The organism is Synechococcus sp. CS-1326, from assembly GCF_025128115.1.
In the GTDB taxonomy this organism is placed as follows: Bacteria; Cyanobacteriota; Cyanobacteriia; order PCC-6307; family Cyanobiaceae; genus Regnicoccus.
Map to the genome: position 1 here is coordinate 1 of NZ_JAHLYV010000011.1, position 16,916 is coordinate 16,916.

Annotated in this window: 21 protein-coding genes; 12 read left to right on the forward strand and 9 right to left on the reverse strand. The window is 66.3% G+C overall.

What is annotated here, in order from left to right:
- Positions 1-374: DUF305 domain-containing protein (locus tag KQ307_RS02925; protein ID WP_259726878.1), on the reverse strand; the 374-nt coding region annotated here is incomplete at its 3' end.
- 295 nt (positions 375-669) lie between these two features.
- Entirely contained in the window at positions 670-1,836 is a 1,167-nt protein-coding gene (locus tag KQ307_RS02930; RefSeq protein WP_311133836.1) for an EamA family transporter, read from the reverse strand.
- 158 nt (positions 1,837-1,994) lie between these two features.
- Between KQ307_RS02930 and KQ307_RS02935 the strand changes: the two genes are divergently transcribed.
- Positions 1,995-2,672, forward strand: coding sequence for a cell wall metabolism sensor histidine kinase WalK (locus KQ307_RS02935; RefSeq protein ID WP_259726879.1), 678 nt, complete (start codon positions 1,995-1,997; stop codon positions 2,670-2,672).
- 230 nt (positions 2,673-2,902) lie between these two features.
- Here the strand turns inward: KQ307_RS02935 and KQ307_RS02940 are convergent, their stop codons facing one another.
- The gene (locus KQ307_RS02940; protein WP_259701463.1) at positions 2,903-3,100 is read right to left on the reverse strand and encodes a hypothetical protein; all 198 of its coding nucleotides are present in this window, start codon (positions 3,098-3,100) and stop codon (positions 2,903-2,905) included.
- Positions 3,101-3,310: 210 nt separating this feature from the next.
- Between KQ307_RS02940 and KQ307_RS02945 the strand changes: the two genes are divergently transcribed.
- The gene (locus KQ307_RS02945) at positions 3,311-3,751 is read left to right on the forward strand and encodes a hypothetical protein (RefSeq protein WP_259726880.1); all 441 of its coding nucleotides are present in this window, start codon (positions 3,311-3,313) and stop codon (positions 3,749-3,751) included.
- A 7-nt stretch (positions 3,752-3,758) separates the two neighbouring features.
- Here the strand turns inward: KQ307_RS02945 and KQ307_RS02950 are convergent, their stop codons facing one another.
- Together KQ307_RS02950 and KQ307_RS02955 are read right to left on the reverse strand one after the other, a co-directional pair.
- Entirely contained in the window at positions 3,759-4,406 is a 648-nt protein-coding gene (locus KQ307_RS02950) for a TPMT family class I SAM-dependent methyltransferase (protein WP_259726881.1), read from the reverse strand.
- Complete coding sequence (locus KQ307_RS02955) at positions 4,406-4,894, reverse strand: DUF3122 domain-containing protein (protein ID WP_259726882.1); 489 nt, start codon at positions 4,892-4,894, stop codon at positions 4,406-4,408. The genes KQ307_RS02950 and KQ307_RS02955 overlap by 1 nt, the downstream gene beginning before the upstream one ends.
- 192 nt (positions 4,895-5,086) lie before the next feature.
- Between KQ307_RS02955 and KQ307_RS02960 the strand changes: the two genes are divergently transcribed.
- Complete coding sequence (locus tag KQ307_RS02960) at positions 5,087-5,557, forward strand: DUF4079 domain-containing protein (RefSeq protein WP_259726883.1); 471 nt, start codon at positions 5,087-5,089, stop codon at positions 5,555-5,557.
- Positions 5,558-5,561: 4 nt separating this feature from the next.
- Positions 5,562-6,218 carry a DUF3365 domain-containing protein gene (locus KQ307_RS02965; protein WP_259726884.1) on the forward strand — a complete coding sequence of 219 codons (657 nt, stop codon included), beginning with the start codon at positions 5,562-5,564 and terminating at the stop codon, positions 6,216-6,218.
- On the opposite strand, the gene KQ307_RS02970 is transcribed toward KQ307_RS02965, so the two are convergent.
- Positions 6,176-6,916, reverse strand: coding sequence for an ion channel (locus tag KQ307_RS02970; protein ID WP_259726885.1), 741 nt, complete (start codon positions 6,914-6,916; stop codon positions 6,176-6,178). The two genes, KQ307_RS02965 and KQ307_RS02970, sit on opposite strands and share 43 nt — an antisense overlap.
- 89 nt (positions 6,917-7,005) lie before the next feature.
- Between KQ307_RS02970 and KQ307_RS14760 the strand changes: the two genes are divergently transcribed.
- Together KQ307_RS14760 and KQ307_RS14765 are read left to right on the forward strand one after the other, a co-directional pair.
- Complete coding sequence (locus KQ307_RS14760) at positions 7,006-7,536, forward strand: FAD-dependent oxidoreductase (protein ID WP_311133837.1); 531 nt, start codon at positions 7,006-7,008, stop codon at positions 7,534-7,536.
- The gene (locus tag KQ307_RS14765) at positions 7,536-8,303 is read left to right on the forward strand and encodes an FAD/NAD(P)-binding oxidoreductase (protein WP_311133838.1); all 768 of its coding nucleotides are present in this window, start codon (positions 7,536-7,538) and stop codon (positions 8,301-8,303) included. The genes KQ307_RS14760 and KQ307_RS14765 overlap by 1 nt, the downstream gene beginning before the upstream one ends.
- 21 nt (positions 8,304-8,324) lie before the next feature.
- Here the strand turns inward: KQ307_RS14765 and KQ307_RS02980 are convergent, their stop codons facing one another.
- Both KQ307_RS02980 and cysK read right to left on the reverse strand, forming a co-directional pair.
- Entirely contained in the window at positions 8,325-8,672 is a 348-nt protein-coding gene (locus tag KQ307_RS02980) for a helix-turn-helix transcriptional regulator (RefSeq protein ID WP_259702515.1), read from the reverse strand.
- A 74-nt stretch (positions 8,673-8,746) separates the two neighbouring features.
- Entirely contained in the window at positions 8,747-9,727 is a 981-nt protein-coding gene (cysK, locus tag KQ307_RS02985; RefSeq protein ID WP_259702514.1) for a cysteine synthase A, read from the reverse strand.
- Positions 9,728-10,011: 284 nt separating this feature from the next.
- Here cysK and KQ307_RS02990 point away from each other — a divergent pair, with 284 nt between their 5' ends.
- From KQ307_RS02990 to KQ307_RS03005, 4 genes are read left to right on the forward strand one after another with little or no spacing between them, the layout of a single operon-like run.
- Complete coding sequence (locus KQ307_RS02990) at positions 10,012-10,491, forward strand: MotA/TolQ/ExbB proton channel family protein (RefSeq protein ID WP_259702513.1); 480 nt, start codon at positions 10,012-10,014, stop codon at positions 10,489-10,491.
- Positions 10,488-10,844, forward strand: a complete 357-nt coding sequence (locus KQ307_RS02995; protein WP_259726886.1) for a hypothetical protein — start codon at positions 10,488-10,490, stop codon at positions 10,842-10,844. Before KQ307_RS02990 ends, KQ307_RS02995 begins: the two co-directional genes overlap by 4 nt.
- A complete protein-coding gene (locus KQ307_RS03000) occupies positions 10,841-11,236 on the forward strand; it encodes a hypothetical protein (protein ID WP_259702511.1) in 396 nt (131 codons plus the stop codon). Before KQ307_RS02995 ends, KQ307_RS03000 begins: the two co-directional genes overlap by 4 nt.
- A 16-nt stretch (positions 11,237-11,252) precedes the next feature.
- Entirely contained in the window at positions 11,253-12,068 is an 816-nt protein-coding gene (locus tag KQ307_RS03005; RefSeq protein WP_259726887.1) for a hypothetical protein, read from the forward strand.
- Between the two features lie 26 nt (positions 12,069-12,094).
- Here the strand turns inward: KQ307_RS03005 and KQ307_RS03010 are convergent, their stop codons facing one another.
- Complete coding sequence (locus KQ307_RS03010) at positions 12,095-13,180, reverse strand: calcium/sodium antiporter (protein ID WP_259726888.1); 1,086 nt, start codon at positions 13,178-13,180, stop codon at positions 12,095-12,097.
- 68 nt (positions 13,181-13,248) lie between these two features.
- Here KQ307_RS03010 and KQ307_RS03015 point away from each other — a divergent pair, with 68 nt between their 5' ends.
- Positions 13,249-14,922: a SulP family inorganic anion transporter gene (locus tag KQ307_RS03015; protein ID WP_399235062.1), complete on the forward strand. Its 1,674-nt coding sequence runs from the start codon at positions 13,249-13,251 to the stop codon at positions 14,920-14,922.
- Positions 14,923-15,028: 106 nt separating this feature from the next.
- A complete protein-coding gene (locus KQ307_RS03020) occupies positions 15,029-16,903 on the forward strand; it encodes an NAD(P)H-quinone oxidoreductase subunit F (RefSeq protein ID WP_259726889.1) in 1,875 nt (624 codons plus the stop codon).
- The last annotated feature ends 13 nt before the right edge of the window (positions 16,904-16,916 follow it).

A 16,916-nucleotide genomic window follows, 5' to 3' on the forward strand; every position in this document is an offset into this window, starting at 1 on the left:
GGGTAAACGGGCGCCTGGGGGTACCAGGCCTTGCGCCAGAGGCCCATCGCCCGGATCTCGCCCGCCTGATCGCGCCAGATCGTCTTGCCGAGGGCTCCCACACCGGGGGATCCGATCCCGAAAACGTATTCGCTCATCCGCAGCGCCCCGGTGTGGTGCTGCACCATGCCGTCGATGAAACGCAGGTCGTAGGTGGCGCCGGCCGGACCGACGTCATGGGCGTGGCCGGCGTGGGCCGGGGCGGCCATCCCCGGCATGTCGTGGTGGTGGCCTTCGTGATTCATGCCACCGGGTTGCTGGGCCAGGGCGGGGGCCACCAGGGCAAGGCTGCTGAACAGCCCGATCAAGGTGGTGGAGAAACGGGGCGGGCGCATGGTGGCTGGATGGGATCTGCTCACCGTATGGTCTCCACTCGGCAGGAGAGTCAAGGCCTGTGGGCGCAGCCGCTCCGTGCCGGCAGGTGCTGGGTCTGGGGCGCACGCTCGGTCCCCTGCGCCACCATGCCGGGTGAGGCCAGCAGCAGGCAGCCGTTCTAGGCGGCGCGATGGTTAGGCACGTCTCACCTTGATCGGAGTGACCACGCTCGATGCCCGCCCACAGCTCGGGCGGACCAGGCCATGAGCAGAGCCTCCCTGAAAGCTCTGCCTTGCCGGAAGCAACGCCAATCACTCATGGACGATCGCTGTGCCCATGCCGGTGATGCCCATCGCTGACGTGCGGGTGCTCGTGCTCGATCGGGGCATGCTCATGCTCATGGGCATGCCAGTAGGCCTGCAGGAGATGGCCTGTGCCCTGGTCAGCCGCAGGATGCCCGTGGCTGTGGTGGGGGTCACCTCCGGATGGGTCGTGGCGGTGACGGTGGGCATGGCGGAGCGTCTGGTGCCGATGCCAGTGGGAATGATCTTCCTTGAGCAGCAGGGCCACGCCGAGCACCATGGCGGCGGCGGCCATCGCCATGGCGCCGGTGAACGGCTCGCGCAGCACCAGCAGGGAGAAGAGAAGACCCACGAAGGGGGCCGTGGAAAACACGAGGGCTTCGCGGGCCGCACCCAGGTGACGCAGCGCCAGCAGATCCAGCCAGATCGAGAGCCCGTACCCGAGCGCGCCGATGACCAACAACCCGACAAGAGCCGGCCAGGCCGGCAGGGACCCGCCGGCAACGAGGGCCAGGAGGAGCATGGGGCCGGAAGCCCCGATGGCCTTGAGCAAGGCGATCTGCAGGGGGTCGCGCAGGCTCAGGCGCTGGCTCAGGTTGTTGTCGATCCCCCAGGCCAGGCAGGCTCCGGCGATCAGCAGGGAGCCCTGCAGGGTGGCTCCGTGCAGGGAGCTCTCGGTGAGCAGCACGGCACCGGAGAGGATCAGCCCGGCCGCGATCAACCCCCTACGGCTGAGGTGTTCGCGGCCGACCAGCACCGCGATCAGCAGCGTGAACGCCGCTTCTAGGTTCAGCAGCAGCGAGGCGGAGCCCGCCGAAAGCAGGGTCAGCCCCTGCACCAGGCAGATCGGACCGACCATCCCGCCCAGCACGGTGAGCCCCAGCAGCGGTGGAAGATCTCGGCGCTGAACGGGGGACTCCTGCTGTTGCTGGCGAACCACCCCCCGCACCATCAGCAGCCCGAAGGCCGCACCGCCGTAGAGCAGCCCCGCGATCATCAGCGGCGAACCTTCACGGCTGAAGACGCTGATCAGCGGAGCGCTGAGACCGAAGAACAGGGCGGCCAGCAGACCGGCGATCAATCCACGCCGTTGTGGGTTCTCCCTGGCCTTCATTGAATGGTCGTGGACCATGGCCTCAAGCCTCTCGCACCACATTCGATCCACTTGCACCGTTCTCATCCACGTGTGCTTTCAGCTGCGAAGGCGCGGGAGCTGGATTGGGGCTACCTGCAGATCGGGCGCAATTTGCGCGGGCTGGAGGCGGAACGGGAGCGCCTCTGGTGGGCGACTCAGACGATTGTTGTGCTTGCCCTGCTGGTGGCGGGACTGGCCAGTTGGTGGTTTTCTGGTCTGGCGATGCGGCCCACGAACTGCGCGCACCTCTGGCCAATCTGCTGGCGGTGGTGGACGCTCACAGGACGCAGCCGCCGGATGACGCCGTCGCCAGGGAGTTGATGCTGACAGCGGTCTACGGGCAGGGACAACGGCTGAGCCGCTTGATCAGTGACCTGCTGTTGTTGGCCCGGCTTGATGGTCCCGAGGTGGCAGCGGCAGTGCAGCCGTGCTCCTTGTCACTGATCGCGCGCGATCTGCTGGAGGAAAGCAGCGAAGCGGCGGCGGCGGCAGGGCTTTCGCTGAGGCTGGTGGTTGGTGATGAAGATCTCCACGTTTTGGGGGTGGAATCAGATCTTTATCGGTTCGTGTCCAACCTGCTCCAGAACGCGATTCAATACACGCCCCCAGGCGGTGAAGTGGTGCTGAGCCTGAGGCGTGAGGGAAACCGTGGGTGGTTTCAGGTGCAGGACAGTGGGATCGGCATCACACCGAATGATCAGCACCGCATCTTTGATCGCTTCTTCCACAGTGATCCAGGGCGCTCACGTCGTCATGGCGGCACCGGCTTGGGGCTCTCGATCGTGACTGCGATCGTTCACCGCCATCGCGGCAAGATCTCCGTCGCTTCCAGGCCGGGATGCGGAAGTGTCTTCACCGTGGTTTTTCCGATCGCTGGTTAACGCAATCGCGCCGACCGCCGTGGTGCTGATAGCAACGAACACAGTTCAGCTGGGTTTTCAGCTTCCACCACCACCAGATCGCCCTGGCCTGGGCGGGATCGGTGGGAAGCGGGTGTGAGCAGGGCGGAAGTGGCTTGTGGCCTCGCATCAAATCCGGGGCAATAAACTCACGCGCAGAGATTGCCGGGTTTTTCAATGAACTCCTGGGTGCAGTTCACCCCGAGTTCTTGTCACATTCTGCTGTCTTTGCCGGTGATGAAGCCGCTGAGCAGGCAGCAGATTCCGATCGCCAGGAAAAGCCAGGCAGAGAAGCCCACCAGCACCTGACCGATTGCCACACCGGCCACGATCACCAGCCAGGGGCAGCAGCGTGGCCATGGGCTGAATGGCAACAACGCAGGCCGATCCGTTGCCGAGCTGCTCGTCATCGATGGAACGGTGGGCTCCGCAGGAATCATTGGCCTGGCTGTGCGGGGCCTGGCTCGCATCCAGTCACAAGGCAGCATCAATCTTCTCTCCAACCTAATGGGCAGCAAGGTCAGACAACACAGCCGTTGCATGGATCAACAACGAGTTGCTCCGGTTCCAAGGGGTCTGTCGCCCTTCCCCCCAGACTGAATCCACAGGCTTCCGGGGTGATGAACCAGGCTTCGATCAATCCGGCCCTGCGGCTGATCACCCTCTGGATCGCCTGGCTGCTGGCGATGCTGTTCCACGTGGACCTGGGCCTGATGCCCCTCTTCCACGGCCAGTCGCCGGAGATCCACAGCCATCTGCCGGTGGGGGCACTGCCCTGGCTGTTCGGGGCGATGCTCGGCTACTTCCTGCTGCCGCTGATCGCGATCGTGCTGATCGCCTACGCCGCCACCGCGGCCGCTCCGGCGCTGCGCTGGCGACCCTGGCGAAGGATCCACTTCTGGTTCAGCGTCGTCTACTCGATCACCAATGGTCCCCACCTCCTCGCCGACCTGCTGGTGCCCGACGCCCGCTTCGATCAGATCGTGTTGATGCTGGCCCTCACCGTTTTCGGGCTGCTGATCAACAGGGAGGCCTGGCGCTGGTGGCGCCAGGCCTGCTGACCATCTCTCAGCCGGGCTGGCGCCAGAGGCCGAGCCATTCGTCGTGGCGCGAATCCACCGAACCGGTGGCCGGCTGCCAGATCTCCGCCACCAGGCCCCCTTGGCGCAACTGGGCCTCGACCAGCTCGGGATCGCTGCCCCAGGGCGGGCCGCCGGGACGGCTGTGGCACCAGAACAGAGCCAGCAGCCAGCCACCCGGTGCCAGCAGCCGGCACACCGTGGCGATGTAGTCGTGCCGTTGGCCGGGATCGATGGCGCAGAAACAGGTGTGCTCCACGATCCCCTTGATACTCCCGGCCATGAGACCCGCTGCTTCGAGGGCCTTCCGGTCGAACAGGTCGGCCTGGAGCCACTGCAGGCTGGTTCTGGCCTCGCCATGGAGCCTGCGGGCCTCGCTCAGGGCCACCTCGCTGAGATCCAGGCCGATGGCTTGGAAGCCGAGTGTCTCCAGCAGGGCGGCCTCATGGCCGCGGCCGCAGCCAGGCACGAGCACCCGGCCAGGCGCCTGGGGCGCCTGGGGGTGGCTGCGCAGGAATCGGCTCAGCGGCGGGGCGGGCTGGCCCAGCTCCCAACCGTCGCCGCCTTCCCGGTAGCGCCGGTTCCAGAAGCTCTCAGCAGCGGCAGGCACGGAGGGGCAGAGCGGCTCAGGATGCATCAGGGTGCCAGGTTCGTTGGCAGCGCATGGAGCGCCTGCACCAGCTCGGGTTGCAGTGCCACCAGGGCTGAGGCCGCCTGGTTGGCGATCGGCAGCTCCAGTTGCAGTGGCAGCACGTCGCTGGGCCTGGGGTCGAGGGCGCCGATGTCGAACTGGGCCGAGGAGAGGGGGATCACTGCCTCCCCCTGCTGCACCAGTTCCTCACTGCGGTTCGGCAGCAGCCAGCTACTGCCGAGGCCATCGCTCAGTTGGAGTGGCTTCTGGTGATCCACCTCCTGCCCGGGTGAGCGGGCCGTCAGGCGCAGGCGCCAGCCGGCTGGATAAGCGGGATCAGGCTGCTCGAACAGGTTCAGGCCCCAGAGATGGCCGGAAGAATCCGTGAGCGTCCAACGCTGGGGATCGGCTCCTGCCTGGGCCTGGAGCGGCAGCAGCAGGGCCAGAACCAGCAGAACAGCTGCGAACAGTGGTTTCAGGAGAGGTCGATGCAATCGCCAAGCCTCGGCAAATGAGCGCGCATGAGCCCCTGGAGATGAAGCAATCATAACGTTTTCTGCCGCATAAACGCTTACGCCGCTAATGATGAATCAGGAAAAGTCGATATCCGCCAGCCTGCTCTCCTCTGATCGGTTGCCGATGCAGCCCTTCCCAGCACCGGTATCCCTTCCCCCACCTCAGTCACCATGCCCTTCGCCCTGAACTTCGTCCACCCGCTGCTGATGTGGGTGCTGCTTGGCCTGATGCTCTACTCCGGTTACCTCGGCTTCAAGGCCAGCTTGATCCGCAAGGTGAGCGCCGAGGAACGCAAAGCCATGCTTCCCCGGCAGTTCGGCCAGCGCCACGCCCAGCTCGGTGCGCTGATCCTCGGCCTCACCCTGCTGGGCGCCGCTGGAGGGATGGCTGTCACCTTCCTCAAGAACGGCAAGTTGTTCATCGGCCCCCATCTGTTCGTCGGTCTGGCCGTTGCCGTGCTGGTGATCGCCACAGCCTCGCTGGGGCCTTCCCTGCAGAAGGGCAAGGACTGGGCCAGGAGCCTGCACGTGGCCATCAACGGAGGCGTGCTGCTGCTGTTCGGCTGGCAGGCCATCAGCGGCATCGCCATCGTTCAGAAGTTGTTGAGTTCAGCGGCATCACCCACACCCCTTGGCACCTGATCCGATGAACTCCACCATTCCTCTCCAACGGCTGGTACAGCTGGCTTGCTCCACCCTGCTGCTGGTGCTGGTCGGCGTTGGACTGTTGACGGCCCGCGTTGGTTCTGCCACGGCAGCAGAGGCCTCGCCGCCGATGGTTTCCCTGCCAGGGGGTTCGGCAGCCCTCTCCAAGGCCGTTGTGGCGATGGAGCAGCTCGATCAGCTGCGCATCTCCCTGGCCTCCACCCTCGAAGGCCGCAGCGAGGAGCCCACCATCGAAACGATGAAGGAGGTCTGCAAACCCGTGGGCCTGCGGGCCATCGCGATCGGCAAGGAGAACGGCTGGCAGGTGCGCCAGGTGGCCACCAAGTTCCGCAACCCCGACCACGCCCCCACCAACCTGCAGGAGCGCCAGGTGATCGATCTGTTCAGCCGACACCCTGAGATCAACGGGCTCTGGGAGCCGGCCGTAGCTGAAGAGGGCGTTGGGCTGAACTATTACCGCCGCATCAATGTGGAGGCGAGCTGCCTGGCCTGCCATGGCACCAAGGCGAATCGTCCAGCCTTTGTGAAAGCCAACTACCCCGACGACAAGGCCTTTGACTTCAAGTTGGGTGACCTGCGTGGCATGTATGCCGTTTACATGCCGGAGTTGAGCGCTGCGCTGGCTGTCAATCCCTGAGTGCAGACAGATAGGCATGGCTCAATCTGATTGAAGTTGGCGAATTCCAGCTGTGGTGGCGTGTCGTCTTCGTCGGTCATCATGTCGACGAAACGCTGGTCGAAGCGAATCTGGGCGAGCGGCAGCAGGCGGCGCATCCGCTGGCCCTCGGCGGAGCGCTCATCGATGGCCAGATAGGCCCGCAACTGGGACTCGATGATGGCGTTGCGGCGCTCATTGGCCAACCGAAACATCAACGTGGGCAAGCCGTTGTAGGTGTGGACCGTGGCCTCCTGAGAGAACAGGATCCGTGCTGTGGATCTGGAAAAACGGCTGAAGACCAGACCGGTGACCAATGCGATCACGAACAACCCCAGCAAGGAATCGACGGTGACGAGCAGATTGCTGTAGAGGCTTGCCGGAAACAGCGCCCCGTAGCCGATCGAGCCCAGGGTATGGACGCTGAAGAAGAAGGCCTCCGCAAAGCTGGTGGTGGGTCCTGCTACCCCGGCGATTCCCTGGGGATCCAGAAAATAGAGGCCGGCGAACAGCAGGTTGAGGAGCAGGTGGCCGGAGGCGACCAGGCCGAAGAACACGGGCCAGGGAACGGCCAGCAACAAGCGGTTGGGGTAGCGCCAGTGCCGGATCCAGTTGGCCGGATTCACGGCGGAAACAATGCCGCGGTGCTTCTCAAGCCGCTCCCGCGGTCGCTGGCCCATGGCAGGCATCCCTGGCGACGCCGTCAACAATCTTAACCCCTTTATGCATGTATCCGCATTAAGCTTGTGGTGAACCCAGTTCCCCGCCCATGGCTCCGCTCAAAGGCGGCGGCCACCGCCACCACCAGGTTCTGATCGTGGGCGGTGGCTCCGGTGGGATCACCGTCGCCAGCCAATTGCTGCGGGCCCGGCCCGGCCTGGGTGTGGCGATCCTGGAGCCATCCAGCGTTCACGAGTACCAGTCGGGCTGGATCCTGGCCGGCGCCGGCCTGCTCCCCTACGAACAGACCCAGCGCTCGGAGGCCGCCGTCATTCCGACAGGCGTCATCTGGATCCACGACAGCGCGACCACGTTTGAGCCCCAGAGCAACCGGGTGATCACCGCAGCCGGTGAAGTGCTCAGCTACGACGTGCTTGTGGTGGCCATGGGGCTCCAGCTCAACTGGAGCCATATCAAGGGCTTACCAGAGGCTCTCGGCCATCACGGCATCATCAGCACCTATTCCCGCGCCCACCTCGCCGCCACCTGGGAGACGATCCGCGGCTTCCAGGGGGGAGAACCGCCCTGTTCACCCATCCCGCCACGCCGATCAAGTGCGGCGGCGCCCCCCAGAAGGTGATGTACCTGGCCGACGACATCTTTCAGGCCACCAGCGGCGTGGGGGTGAACACCCACGTGATCTTCTGCACTGCCCTGGCGCAGCTCTATCCGGTCAAGGCTTACAGCGCCACCGTTGAGCGCGTCGTGGCGCGGCGGGGAATTGAAACCCGCCTGCTGCGCAACCTGATCGAGGTGCGCGCTGAGGAGCAGGTGGCCGTGTTCGACGTGCGGGAGGAAGGCCGTGAACCCATCCGGGAAGAGATCGGCTTCAACCTGCTGCATGTGGTGCCACCGATGGCGGCGCCGGATGTGGTGGCCCACAGCCCCCTGGCGATCGAAGGACCGGGCGGCTGGGTGGAGGTGAACAAGGACACCTGTCAGCACAAACGCCACGCCGATGTGTTTGCCCTCGGCGATGTCAGTTCCCTGCCCACGGCGAAGAGCCTGGCCGCCGTCCGCGGTCAGGCGCCGGTGTTGGTGGCCAACCTGCTGGCGCAGCTCGATGGACGCCCGCTGCTGGCCCACTACGACGGCTACACCGCTTGCCCGCTGATCACCAGCTTTCACGATGTGGTGATGGCGGAGTTCGACTACACGCTCCAGCCGGTCAGCTCCTTCCTGGTGGATCCCACCAAGGAGCGCTGGAGCATGTTCCTGGTGGAAACCCGTGTATTCCCGTGGGTGTATTGGCACCGGGTGCTCAAGGGCCGCCCGCACGAAAGCCGCTTCCTTAAGCCGTTCGCACCGCTGGTGCGCGCTCTGGGCCTGGCGCATAGGCAAAGCTGACCAAGCCCGCAAGCGAGCGGTTCAGACCGCCTGCAGTTGCCGCAACTGCTGCTCCAGCCGCTGCTTGAGGCGACGTTGCACCAGGTTGCAGAGGTCATCCACCAACGGGTCGGCGACCGCATAGATCAACCGCACCCCGTCGCGCTCGCAGCTGACCAGGCCCGCCCGCTGCAACTGGCCCAGTTGGCGGCTGATGTGGGACTGGCTGAACCCGGTTGCCTCGATCAGGGAGGCCACATCCATGGCGCCTCCATGCTTGAGCTGGCAGAGCAACTGCAAGCGGGCCGGCTCGCTCAGCAGCCGGAAGAAGGCGCTGAGTTCATCGAGAAGCTGGGGGCTGGGCAGGGTCTGGGGCTGGGTGCGGCGCATGGGAAGGGCTTATGCCGATGCGCGCATTATGCAGGACAAAGCCAGGGGCTGCAGGCTGGACCGTTGCTGCCGGCTCAGACCATCGCCAGGCCCGCCGCGTCGAAGACGCCCTCGAACAGCACCGAGCTGAGATAGCGCTCACCGGAATCCGGCAGAACCACCACGATCGTCTTGCCGGCGTAGGCCTCTTCCGCGGCCAGTCGCAGGGCCGCCACCGTGGCGGCCCCACAGGAGATGCCAGCCAGGATGCCCTCCTCCCGCATCAATCGCCGGGCCATCTGCACCGCTTCCTCGTTGGAAACAGCCTCCACCCGATCGACCATGGCCAGATCGAGATTCTCCGGCACGAAGCCGGCGCCGATGCCCTGGATCTTGTGGGGGCCGGGCTGAACGGGCAGACCCTGCATCGTCTGGCTGATCACCGGGCTGGTCTTGGGCTCCACCGCAACAGACACCAGCGGTTTGCCCAGGGTTGTCTTGATGTAGCGGCTGACGCCGGTGATCGTGCCGCCGGTTCCCACGCCTGCCACCAGCACGTCCACCTTGCCGTCGGTGTCGTTCCAGATCTCCGGTCCGGTGGTGTCGTGGTGGATCTGGGGGTTGGCCGGGTTGGCGAACTGCTGCAACAGCACGTAGCGCTCCGGGTCGGAGGCGGCGATCTCCTTGGCCCTGCCCACGGCGCCGGTCATGCCGAGGCGACCGTCGGTGAGCTCCAGATGGGCGCCATAGGCCGTGAGCAGCTTGCGCCGCTCCAGGCTCATCGTTTCCGGCATCGTCAGCGTGAGACGAATCCCCCGCGAGGCCGCCACGAAGGCCAGGGCAATGCCCGTGTTGCCGCTGGTGGGCTCGATCAATTCCTTGCCCGCCCCGAGCAACCCGTCTTTCTCGGCCTGCCAGATCATCGCTGCGCCGATCCGGCACTTCACCGAATAGGCGGGGTTGCGCCCCTCGATCTTGGCCAGCACGGTGGCCTTGCTGTCACCGACCACCCTGTTCAGCTTGACCAGAGGAGTGCGGCCGATGCTGAGGCTGCTGTCGGCAAAGATCGTGGTCATCGTGACAAGGGATCGGATGGAAGCTGCGTCCCTCTGGTGACGCCCCCACACCTTCGCATCTGAGGGGCAATCTCCAGCACAATGGGCCTGCGTGGGTTGACCAGTGGCCTGAACACTGGCCCGGACACTGGCCCCGACACTGGCCCCGACACTGGCTTGACAAGCCTGTCAAGCAAGCCCAATACCCTCCGCCCTGACCCTGGCCCCTTAGTTTCTGCTCCATCGGCGATTGAGGACTGAACGGCGCAATGGGTTTCTCTGCGCTCCGTTCCGGTGGACCGGTCATGGTTCCCCTGCTGCTTCTCTCGATCGTGGTTCTCTCGATCGGCGTTGAGCGGTTCCGCTTCTGGAGGCGCTGGGGGCTCGGGACCCACCGCCAGGAACGGCAACTGCTCGATGTTCTGCAGAGCACTGAGGTTGGGGTGCCGCGCCGCAGCCGCGAAGCCCTTGAGCTCGGCCAGCTCGATGCCGCCATGGGCCAGGGGGAAGTCGTGCTGGAAGCGGCCACCTTGATCGGTCCGCTGCTGGGCCTGATCGGCACGGTGAGCGGCCTGATGCGGATCCTTGCCGAACTCGGCCCCCAGCTCACCCTGCCGAGCGGCGGCAGCGTCGTCGGATACGGCCAGGTGCTGGTGAGCACCCTGATGGGCCTGGTCGTCGCCCTGATCGCCGCCACGCTGCTCCGGATCAACCAGGGGCTGCGCCAGTCCCAGCGCCGCCGCCTCGAACTGGCCTGCCTGCGGGGGGAACCGGACGCCCCATGACCTTTCGCATCCTGGCGATCACCAGCCTCTCCCTGGTGGTTCTCACCGCCGTGGCGGTTCTGCCCGCGGCGCTCAGCCTGCCGGAGCCCCGGCTGCGTTCCTCAGCCCCCGGAGGCCTCAAACCCGCCTGGTATGTGGTGCGATCGGGAACGGGCCGCTGGTTTCTCAACGGTGCTCCGATCAGCGCCGGCAGCCTGGCGGTTCAGCTCAACGCCGATTCCAGCCCTGGCGGCGTGCGGTTCCTGCCCTCCAACGCCCTCAGCAGCGCCCAGGTCAGCGCTTCGCTGGCCTGGCTGCGCGGCCGCAGCCGTGCGCCGGTGCAGCTGGAGCTCGTTTCGGGCATCCGTCGATGACACCGCCGCTTGCTTCGCAACGGACCGGGACCGATCCGCTTTCCGCCCCCGAGCAGGGCCTCTGGCTGGCCCTGCTCGGCGCCGCTCTCGGTCTGTTCAGCCTGGCCCTTCTGCTCCTGCCCCAGCAGCTCGCCCAGGCTCCAGCCCATCGGGGCCTGGTGGTGCTGCACCTGGCGGCGGATGGCAGCCTGCGCCTCTGGAACCGTCCGCTCAGCCCCCAGCAATTGCCGGGCCTGCTGCAGCAGGCCGGTCGCCTCAACAGCCAGGTCCGGGTGCGGCTGATCCCCTCCCCCGCCACCCCCTGGGCAATGGTGCAGCGATTCATCCCCCTGCTTGAAGTCAGTGCGCTTCCTTTCGAGATTCAACTTCCCGTCCCGGATCCGGCCTCCTGAGCTCTGGCCGGCGGCCGTGCCCTGGATCCAGGCGGCCCGCCTCTCGCCCTGGCTGCTGCCTGTGGCGATCGCCGTCGCTGCCCATGGCCTCTGGCTGGCTGGAAGCAGCGTGGTGGAGCGTCCACGCCGTCCCACGCCAGTCCCGCGCGCCGCTGACAACAGCCCCGAGCTGGTGCGCTACAGCAGCCAGGCCAGCCAGGCCGGCTCCCTGGCGACAGGCCTCGGCACGCTCACCCTGCCGTTCGAGAGCAGCCTGCCGCTTCCACCGCCCGAACTGCTCGGCAGCGCACCCCCCCCGCCGCCAGCAGCTGCTGGGGACCAGGGCCGTGCTCAGCAGCAGCCGACGCTGCGCTCCCGGCCGGTCGCCCTGGCGCCGCGCCAGGCAGGCACGGGGCTCGCCTGGGGGGTGGATCAGAGCCTGCCGCGCGGACTGCCGGGGGATGCCGCCACGGCCCTGGGACTGGCGGGCCAGCTGGATGCTGGCGCTGAGCCCTCCGGAGAGAGCGGCCCCGGAGAAAAGGACGATGCTTCCAGGCTGGCCCGCAAAGCCCTGGCGGCCAGGCACCTCAGGCTCACTACCGCCAGCGATCGTCCCTACCGGATCCTCTGGGACAGCGGTTCGGCTGCGGCCAGCCGTCCGGAGGATCTGGCCAACCTGCCGGAGGGGGTGGAGGTTCGCAGGCTGCCGCTGGCGGCGGCCCGGGCCATGGGGCTGAGCCAGCCCCATGGGATCTCGGTGGCGTCGCCGGCGGGCCTGCTGCTGCTCTGGGTGAAGGGTGATGAGCTCTGGTTGATCCGCCGCTCCCCGCCGGCAGCGGCGGATCCGGCCTGAGGGAGGCCCCGCGATCAGCGGAGCCTTCAGCCCTCGGTGCGGCGGGAAGCCCTCCAATGGCTCAGGGATTGCCAGAGGAGCAGTGCCACCAGGGCGGGAATCAGGGCCATCAGCGTGAAGCGCTCGATCGGGCCATCCAGGCTGGGAAAGGTGTAGGGCAGGATCTGCTCGATCAGATACAGCCCATAGAGGCCGATCAGGATTCCTCCCTCCTGCCGCGAGATCACCCCACCGGTCCAGAAGATCGGCAGGCAGGCCAGGGTGGTGGCCACCATGATCGGCAGGTCGCGGCTGATCATCACCGGATCCACGCTGAGCCCCCGGTCGCCGGAGAGGAAGGCGCATCCCCCCAGGATCACAAGCTGGTTGAGCAGGTTGCTGCCCACCACGTTGCCGATCGCCAGATCTGTTTTGCCGCGCAGGGCGGCCACGATCGATGTGACCAGCTCGGGCATCGAGGTGCCCGCCGCCACGATCGTCAGTCCGATCAGGGTCTGGCTCACCCCCAGGCTCAGGGCGATCGCCGTGGCTCCCTTCACCAGGATCTGGGACCCCCAGACCAGCAGCCCCAGTCCGGCGGCCAGCTTCACGGCTGCCGGCAGGTAGCCCCCTGCGGCGTCGGAGGCATCGATGTTGCCATCACCATCGGCGGTGCCTGTTTCACGGGCGGTGCGGATTTCCCAGATCGTGTTGATCACCAGGGCGCTGAGCAGGGCCAGGCCCGCCTGCCAGGTGACCCTGCCGGTGGAGGCCATGCCCCAAACCGCCATCGACACCGCCAGCAGGATCGGCACATCACGGCGGATCAGCCGGCTGTTCACACTCAGGGGCAGGATCACGGCGCTGATGCCCAGCACCACCAGCACATTGAAGATGTTGCTGCCCACGATGTTGCCCACGGCGATGTCGTCGGCGCCCTGGATCGTGGAGAGCAGGCTCACGAACAGCTCCGGAGCGCTGGTGCCCATCGCCACCACCGTGAGGCCGATCACCAGCTGAGGGATGCCCAGCAGCAGGGCCAGGGCCACCGACCCCTGCACGAACAGCTCGCCGCCGCCGAACAGCAACAGGATCCCAACGATGATTTCGATGACGCTGAGCACGTAGGTCACCCGTTGAGGGCGCAATTATGACCTGAGGACCGTTTCCAGCCCACGTCGCTGCGTATGGTTGCCCCGCAATGGCGAAGGATCCGTGCGTGGGCATCACCAACCGGATCAGTCTTCAGAACGTCCGCGGTGACGTTTTCGGTGGCGTCACCGCCGCGGTGATCGCCCTGCCGATGGCCTTGGCGTTCGGGGTGGCCTCCGGCGCCGGAGCCGCTTCAGGCCTCTGGGGCGCTGTGCTGGTGGGATTTTTCGCCGCCCTGTTCGGCGGCACCCCCACACTGATTTCCGAGCCCACCGGCCCGATGACGGTTGTGATGACCACCGTCATCGCCACGTTCACGGCGGCCCATCCCGAGGAAGGATTGGCCATGGCCTTCACCGTGGTGGTCCTGGCGGGCCTGTTCCAGATGCTCTTCGGGGTGCTGAAGCTGGGGCGTTACATCACGATGATGCCCTACACAGTGATCTCGGGCTTCATGTCCGGCATCGGCATCATTCTGATCATTCTTCAGGTGGGGCCCTTCCTCGGCCAGGCGATTCCTCCCGGTGGCGTGCTCGGCACCCTGCGCAGCATTCCGATGCTGCTGGCTCAGATCCAGCCGGTGGAAACCTTCCTGGCTGTTCTCACGGTGGCGATCATCTGGTTCACCCCGGCCCGCTTCAAGAAGTTGGTGCCGCCTCAGTTGCTCGCTTTGGTGGTGGGCACGGTGATTTCCCTGGTGGCCTTCGGTGAGGCGGACATTCGCCGCATCGGCGTGATCCCCTCCGGTCTGCCGCCGCTGCAGATGCTCACCTTCTACCCCGGTGAGATTCAGCGAATGGTGTTCTACGGAGCGGTGCTGGGCATGCTCGGTTGCATCGATGCCCTGCTCACCTCGATGGTGGCCGACAGCCTCACCCGCACCGAACACAACTCCAACAAGGAGCTGCTCGGTCAGGGCCTCGGCAACGTGATGTCCGGTCTGTTCGGCGGCATCGCCGGGGCCGGCGCAACCATGGGCACCGTGGTGAACATTCAGGCGGGCGGCCGCAGCGCTCTTTCCGGCCTCACCCGCGCCATCGTGCTGATGGTGGTGATCCTGGGCGCCTCAGGCCTGGCCGCCTCGATCCCGATGGCAGTGCTCGCCGGTATCGCCCTCAAGGTGGGCATCGACATCATCGACTGGGGCTTCCTCAAGCGTGCCCATCTGCTCTCGATCAAGGGCGCCGCGATCATGTACGGGGTGATTCTGCTCACCGTGCTGGTGGATCTGATGGTGGCGGTGGGCATCGGCGTGTTCGTCGCCAATTTCCTCACGATCGAGCGGATGAATGCGCTGGAGTCGAAGGGTGTCAAAGCGATCAGCACCGGCGACGGCGAACTTGACCTCACACCAGAAGAGAAGCTGTTGCTCGATCAGGGCGAAGGCAAGGTGCTGCTGTTCCAACTCACCGGCGCGATGATCTTCGGGGTGGCCAAGGCGATCGCCCGCGAGCACAACGCGATCACCGGATGTCAGAGCATCGTCTTCGATCTGGGCTCGGTCTCCCACCTCGGCGTCACCGCCGCGCTGGCGCTGGAAAACGCCGTGGAGGAAGCGGTGGAAAAGGGCCGCAACGTGTACGTGGTTGGGGCGACCGGCAGCACCCGCAAACGGCTTGACAGCCTCAGGATCTTCCGGCTGCTGGATCCCTCCCACACCGAGATCAGCCGCCTGGAGGCTCTGCAGGCAGCGCTCGTGGAGCTCAGGGCCACCGCCGATTGATAACCGGGGCTTGGGGCTGCCATTGGCAACACCTCTTCATCAACCCCCCGGGGAGCAGCGGCCCCTCCCTAATGTTCGCTTTCCTCCCGGAAACACCAGCGCTCTGATGTCCGTCCCCCCGCCTGAGACGGCCTTCTTCGCAACGGCCGTCGTCGAGACAGCCTTCCTGATCCCGCTGTATCCCCTGCTGGGTGCGTTCTTCTCCCTGCTCTGGGTGCCGGGGCTGATTTCCCGCACCGGTCCGCGGCCATCGGGCTACATCAACCTCCTGTTCAACCTGGTGGCGTTCCTGCACAGCCTCGGGGCCTGGATCGCCTTCAACGGCACCCCGCTCACCCGCAGCTTGCCCTGGCTTGATACCGCCGGCCTCTCGATCCGCTTCGACGCCACGATCAACACGCCGGTGCTGATCGCGATGACGATGATCTGCGGCATCCATGTGCTGGCCCAGGTGTATGCGATCGGCTATCTGGAGATGGACTGGGGCTGGCCCCGATTCTTCGGCTGCCTGAGTGTGTTCGAGGCAGGATTGTGCGCCCTGGTGCTCACCGATTCGCTCTTCTTCGCCTATGTGGTGCTGGAGCTGCTCACCCTCGGCACCTATCTGGTGGTGGGCACCTGGTTCAACCAGTCGCTGGTGGTGAAGGGGGCCCGCGATGCCTTCCTCACCAAGCGCGTCGGCGACCTGATTTTGCTGGCCGGGCTGGTGGCCCTGCTGCCGGTGGCCGGCAGCTGGAACATCAACGAGCTCAACGCCTGGGCCGAGCAGGCCACCCCCAGCCCGCCGCTCACCTTGATCCTGCTGGCCCTGATCGCCGGCCCGATGGGCAAGTGCGCCCAGATTCCGCTGCACCTCTGGCTCGATGAGGCGATGGAAGGCCCCTTCCCCTCCACCGTGCTGCGCAACTCGGTGGTGGTGGTGGGCGGCGCCTGGGTGCTGCTGCGGCTGGAGCCGCTGCTGTCGGTGAGCCCCACCGTGCAGGCCGTGCTGGTGATCGTGGGCGGCACCACCGCGCTGGTGGGTGCCCTGATCGCCCTGGCCCAGGTGGACATCAAGCGGTCCATTTCTTTTCTGGTCAGCAGCTGGCTCGGCCTGCTGTTCCTGGCTGTCGGAGCCGGAGCCGGTGAAACGGCCTGGCAGATGGTGCTGGTTTATCCGCTGCCGATGGCCCTGGTGCTGCTGGCCCTGGGCACGGTGGTGTCGAGCAACGTCACCCAGGACCTAACCCAGCTGGGCGGCCTCTGGTCGCGGCGGCCGCTGATGGGCATCGCTTTTCTGGTGGGTTCCGCCGGCCTGGTGGGTCTGCCGCCCCTGGCCGGTTTCGGGGCCCTGCGGGCGATGACAGCCAGCCTGGCCGACAGCCAGGCGCCGCTGCTGCTCACCGCCGTGGTGCTGATCACCAATGGTCTGATCAGTGCAGCTCTGGTGAGGGTGTTCGGGCTGATCTGGGGCGGCAGGCCCTCGGTGTTCACCAAGCGCTCCGCCGAAGTGCTGTGGCTGATGGTGCTGCCGCCGATGGTGGCCACCGGCCTGGTGCTGCACCTGCCGATCCTGATCCACCGCGCCGGCTACGGCGAGGAATGGGGCCCGATGGCGCTGCCGCTGCTTGCCTCCACCCTGCTGGGGATCACAGCCGGTTCACTGCTTTACCTCTTCTCCACCGAGCATCTGCCCAAGCTCTCCGGCCCCCTGGCCGGGTTGCAGGAGTGGCTGGCCGCCGACCTGCACACCGAAGGCCTTTACCGCCGCACCGTGGTGGGCCTGGTGGCCGCGCTGGCTGCCATGAGCAGCTGGATCGACGGAGCCCTCGTGGATGGCTTCAGCAACCGCAGCGGCGATCTGGCCCTGGAGGGGGCGCGCCGGCTCAGCCTCAGCACCACCGGCCGGGTGCAGGCCTACGCCTTCACCGTGCTGGTGGGGGTGGTGTTGATGGGGCTGTGGATCCTCACCCGCCACACGCCTGCCTTCCTCTCCCTCTGAAGCAGACCACCGA

Coding starts and splice junctions, on each gene's coding strand:
- cysK (WP_259702514.1), bottom strand. CDS start 9,727: ATGACCACGATCTTTGCCGACAGCAGCCTCAGCATCGGCCGCACTCCT.
- KQ307_RS02965 (WP_259726884.1), top strand. CDS start 5,562: ATGAACTCCACCATTCCTCTCCAACGGCTGGTACAGCTGGCTTGCTCC.
- KQ307_RS02945 (WP_259726880.1), top strand. CDS start 3,311: ATGAACCAGGCTTCGATCAATCCGGCCCTGCGGCTGATCACCCTCTGG.
- KQ307_RS14760 (WP_311133837.1), top strand. CDS start 7,006: ATGGCTCCGCTCAAAGGCGGCGGCCACCGCCACCACCAGGTTCTGATC.
- KQ307_RS14765 (WP_311133838.1), top strand. CDS start 7,536: ATGTACCTGGCCGACGACATCTTTCAGGCCACCAGCGGCGTGGGGGTG.
- KQ307_RS02930 (WP_311133836.1), bottom strand. CDS start 1,836: ATGAGAACGGTGCAAGTGGATCGAATGTGGTGCGAGAGGCTTGAGGCC.
- KQ307_RS02970 (WP_259726885.1), bottom strand. CDS start 6,916: ATGGGCCAGCGACCGCGGGAGCGGCTTGAGAAGCACCGCGGCATTGTT.
- KQ307_RS02960 (WP_259726883.1), top strand. CDS start 5,087: ATGCCCTTCGCCCTGAACTTCGTCCACCCGCTGCTGATGTGGGTGCTG.
- KQ307_RS02995 (WP_259726886.1), top strand. CDS start 10,488: ATGACCTTTCGCATCCTGGCGATCACCAGCCTCTCCCTGGTGGTTCTC.
- KQ307_RS02990 (WP_259702513.1), top strand. CDS start 10,012: ATGGTTCCCCTGCTGCTTCTCTCGATCGTGGTTCTCTCGATCGGCGTT.
- KQ307_RS03020 (WP_259726889.1), top strand. CDS start 15,029: ATGTCCGTCCCCCCGCCTGAGACGGCCTTCTTCGCAACGGCCGTCGTC.
- KQ307_RS03000 (WP_259702511.1), top strand. CDS start 10,841: ATGACACCGCCGCTTGCTTCGCAACGGACCGGGACCGATCCGCTTTCC.
- KQ307_RS03015 (WP_399235062.1), top strand. CDS start 13,249: ATGGCGAAGGATCCGTGCGTGGGCATCACCAACCGGATCAGTCTTCAG.
- KQ307_RS02950 (WP_259726881.1), bottom strand. CDS start 4,406: ATGCATCCTGAGCCGCTCTGCCCCTCCGTGCCTGCCGCTGCTGAGAGC.
- KQ307_RS02940 (WP_259701463.1), bottom strand. CDS start 3,100: ATGACGAGCAGCTCGGCAACGGATCGGCCTGCGTTGTTGCCATTCAGC.
- KQ307_RS02980 (WP_259702515.1), bottom strand. CDS start 8,672: ATGCGCCGCACCCAGCCCCAGACCCTGCCCAGCCCCCAGCTTCTCGAT.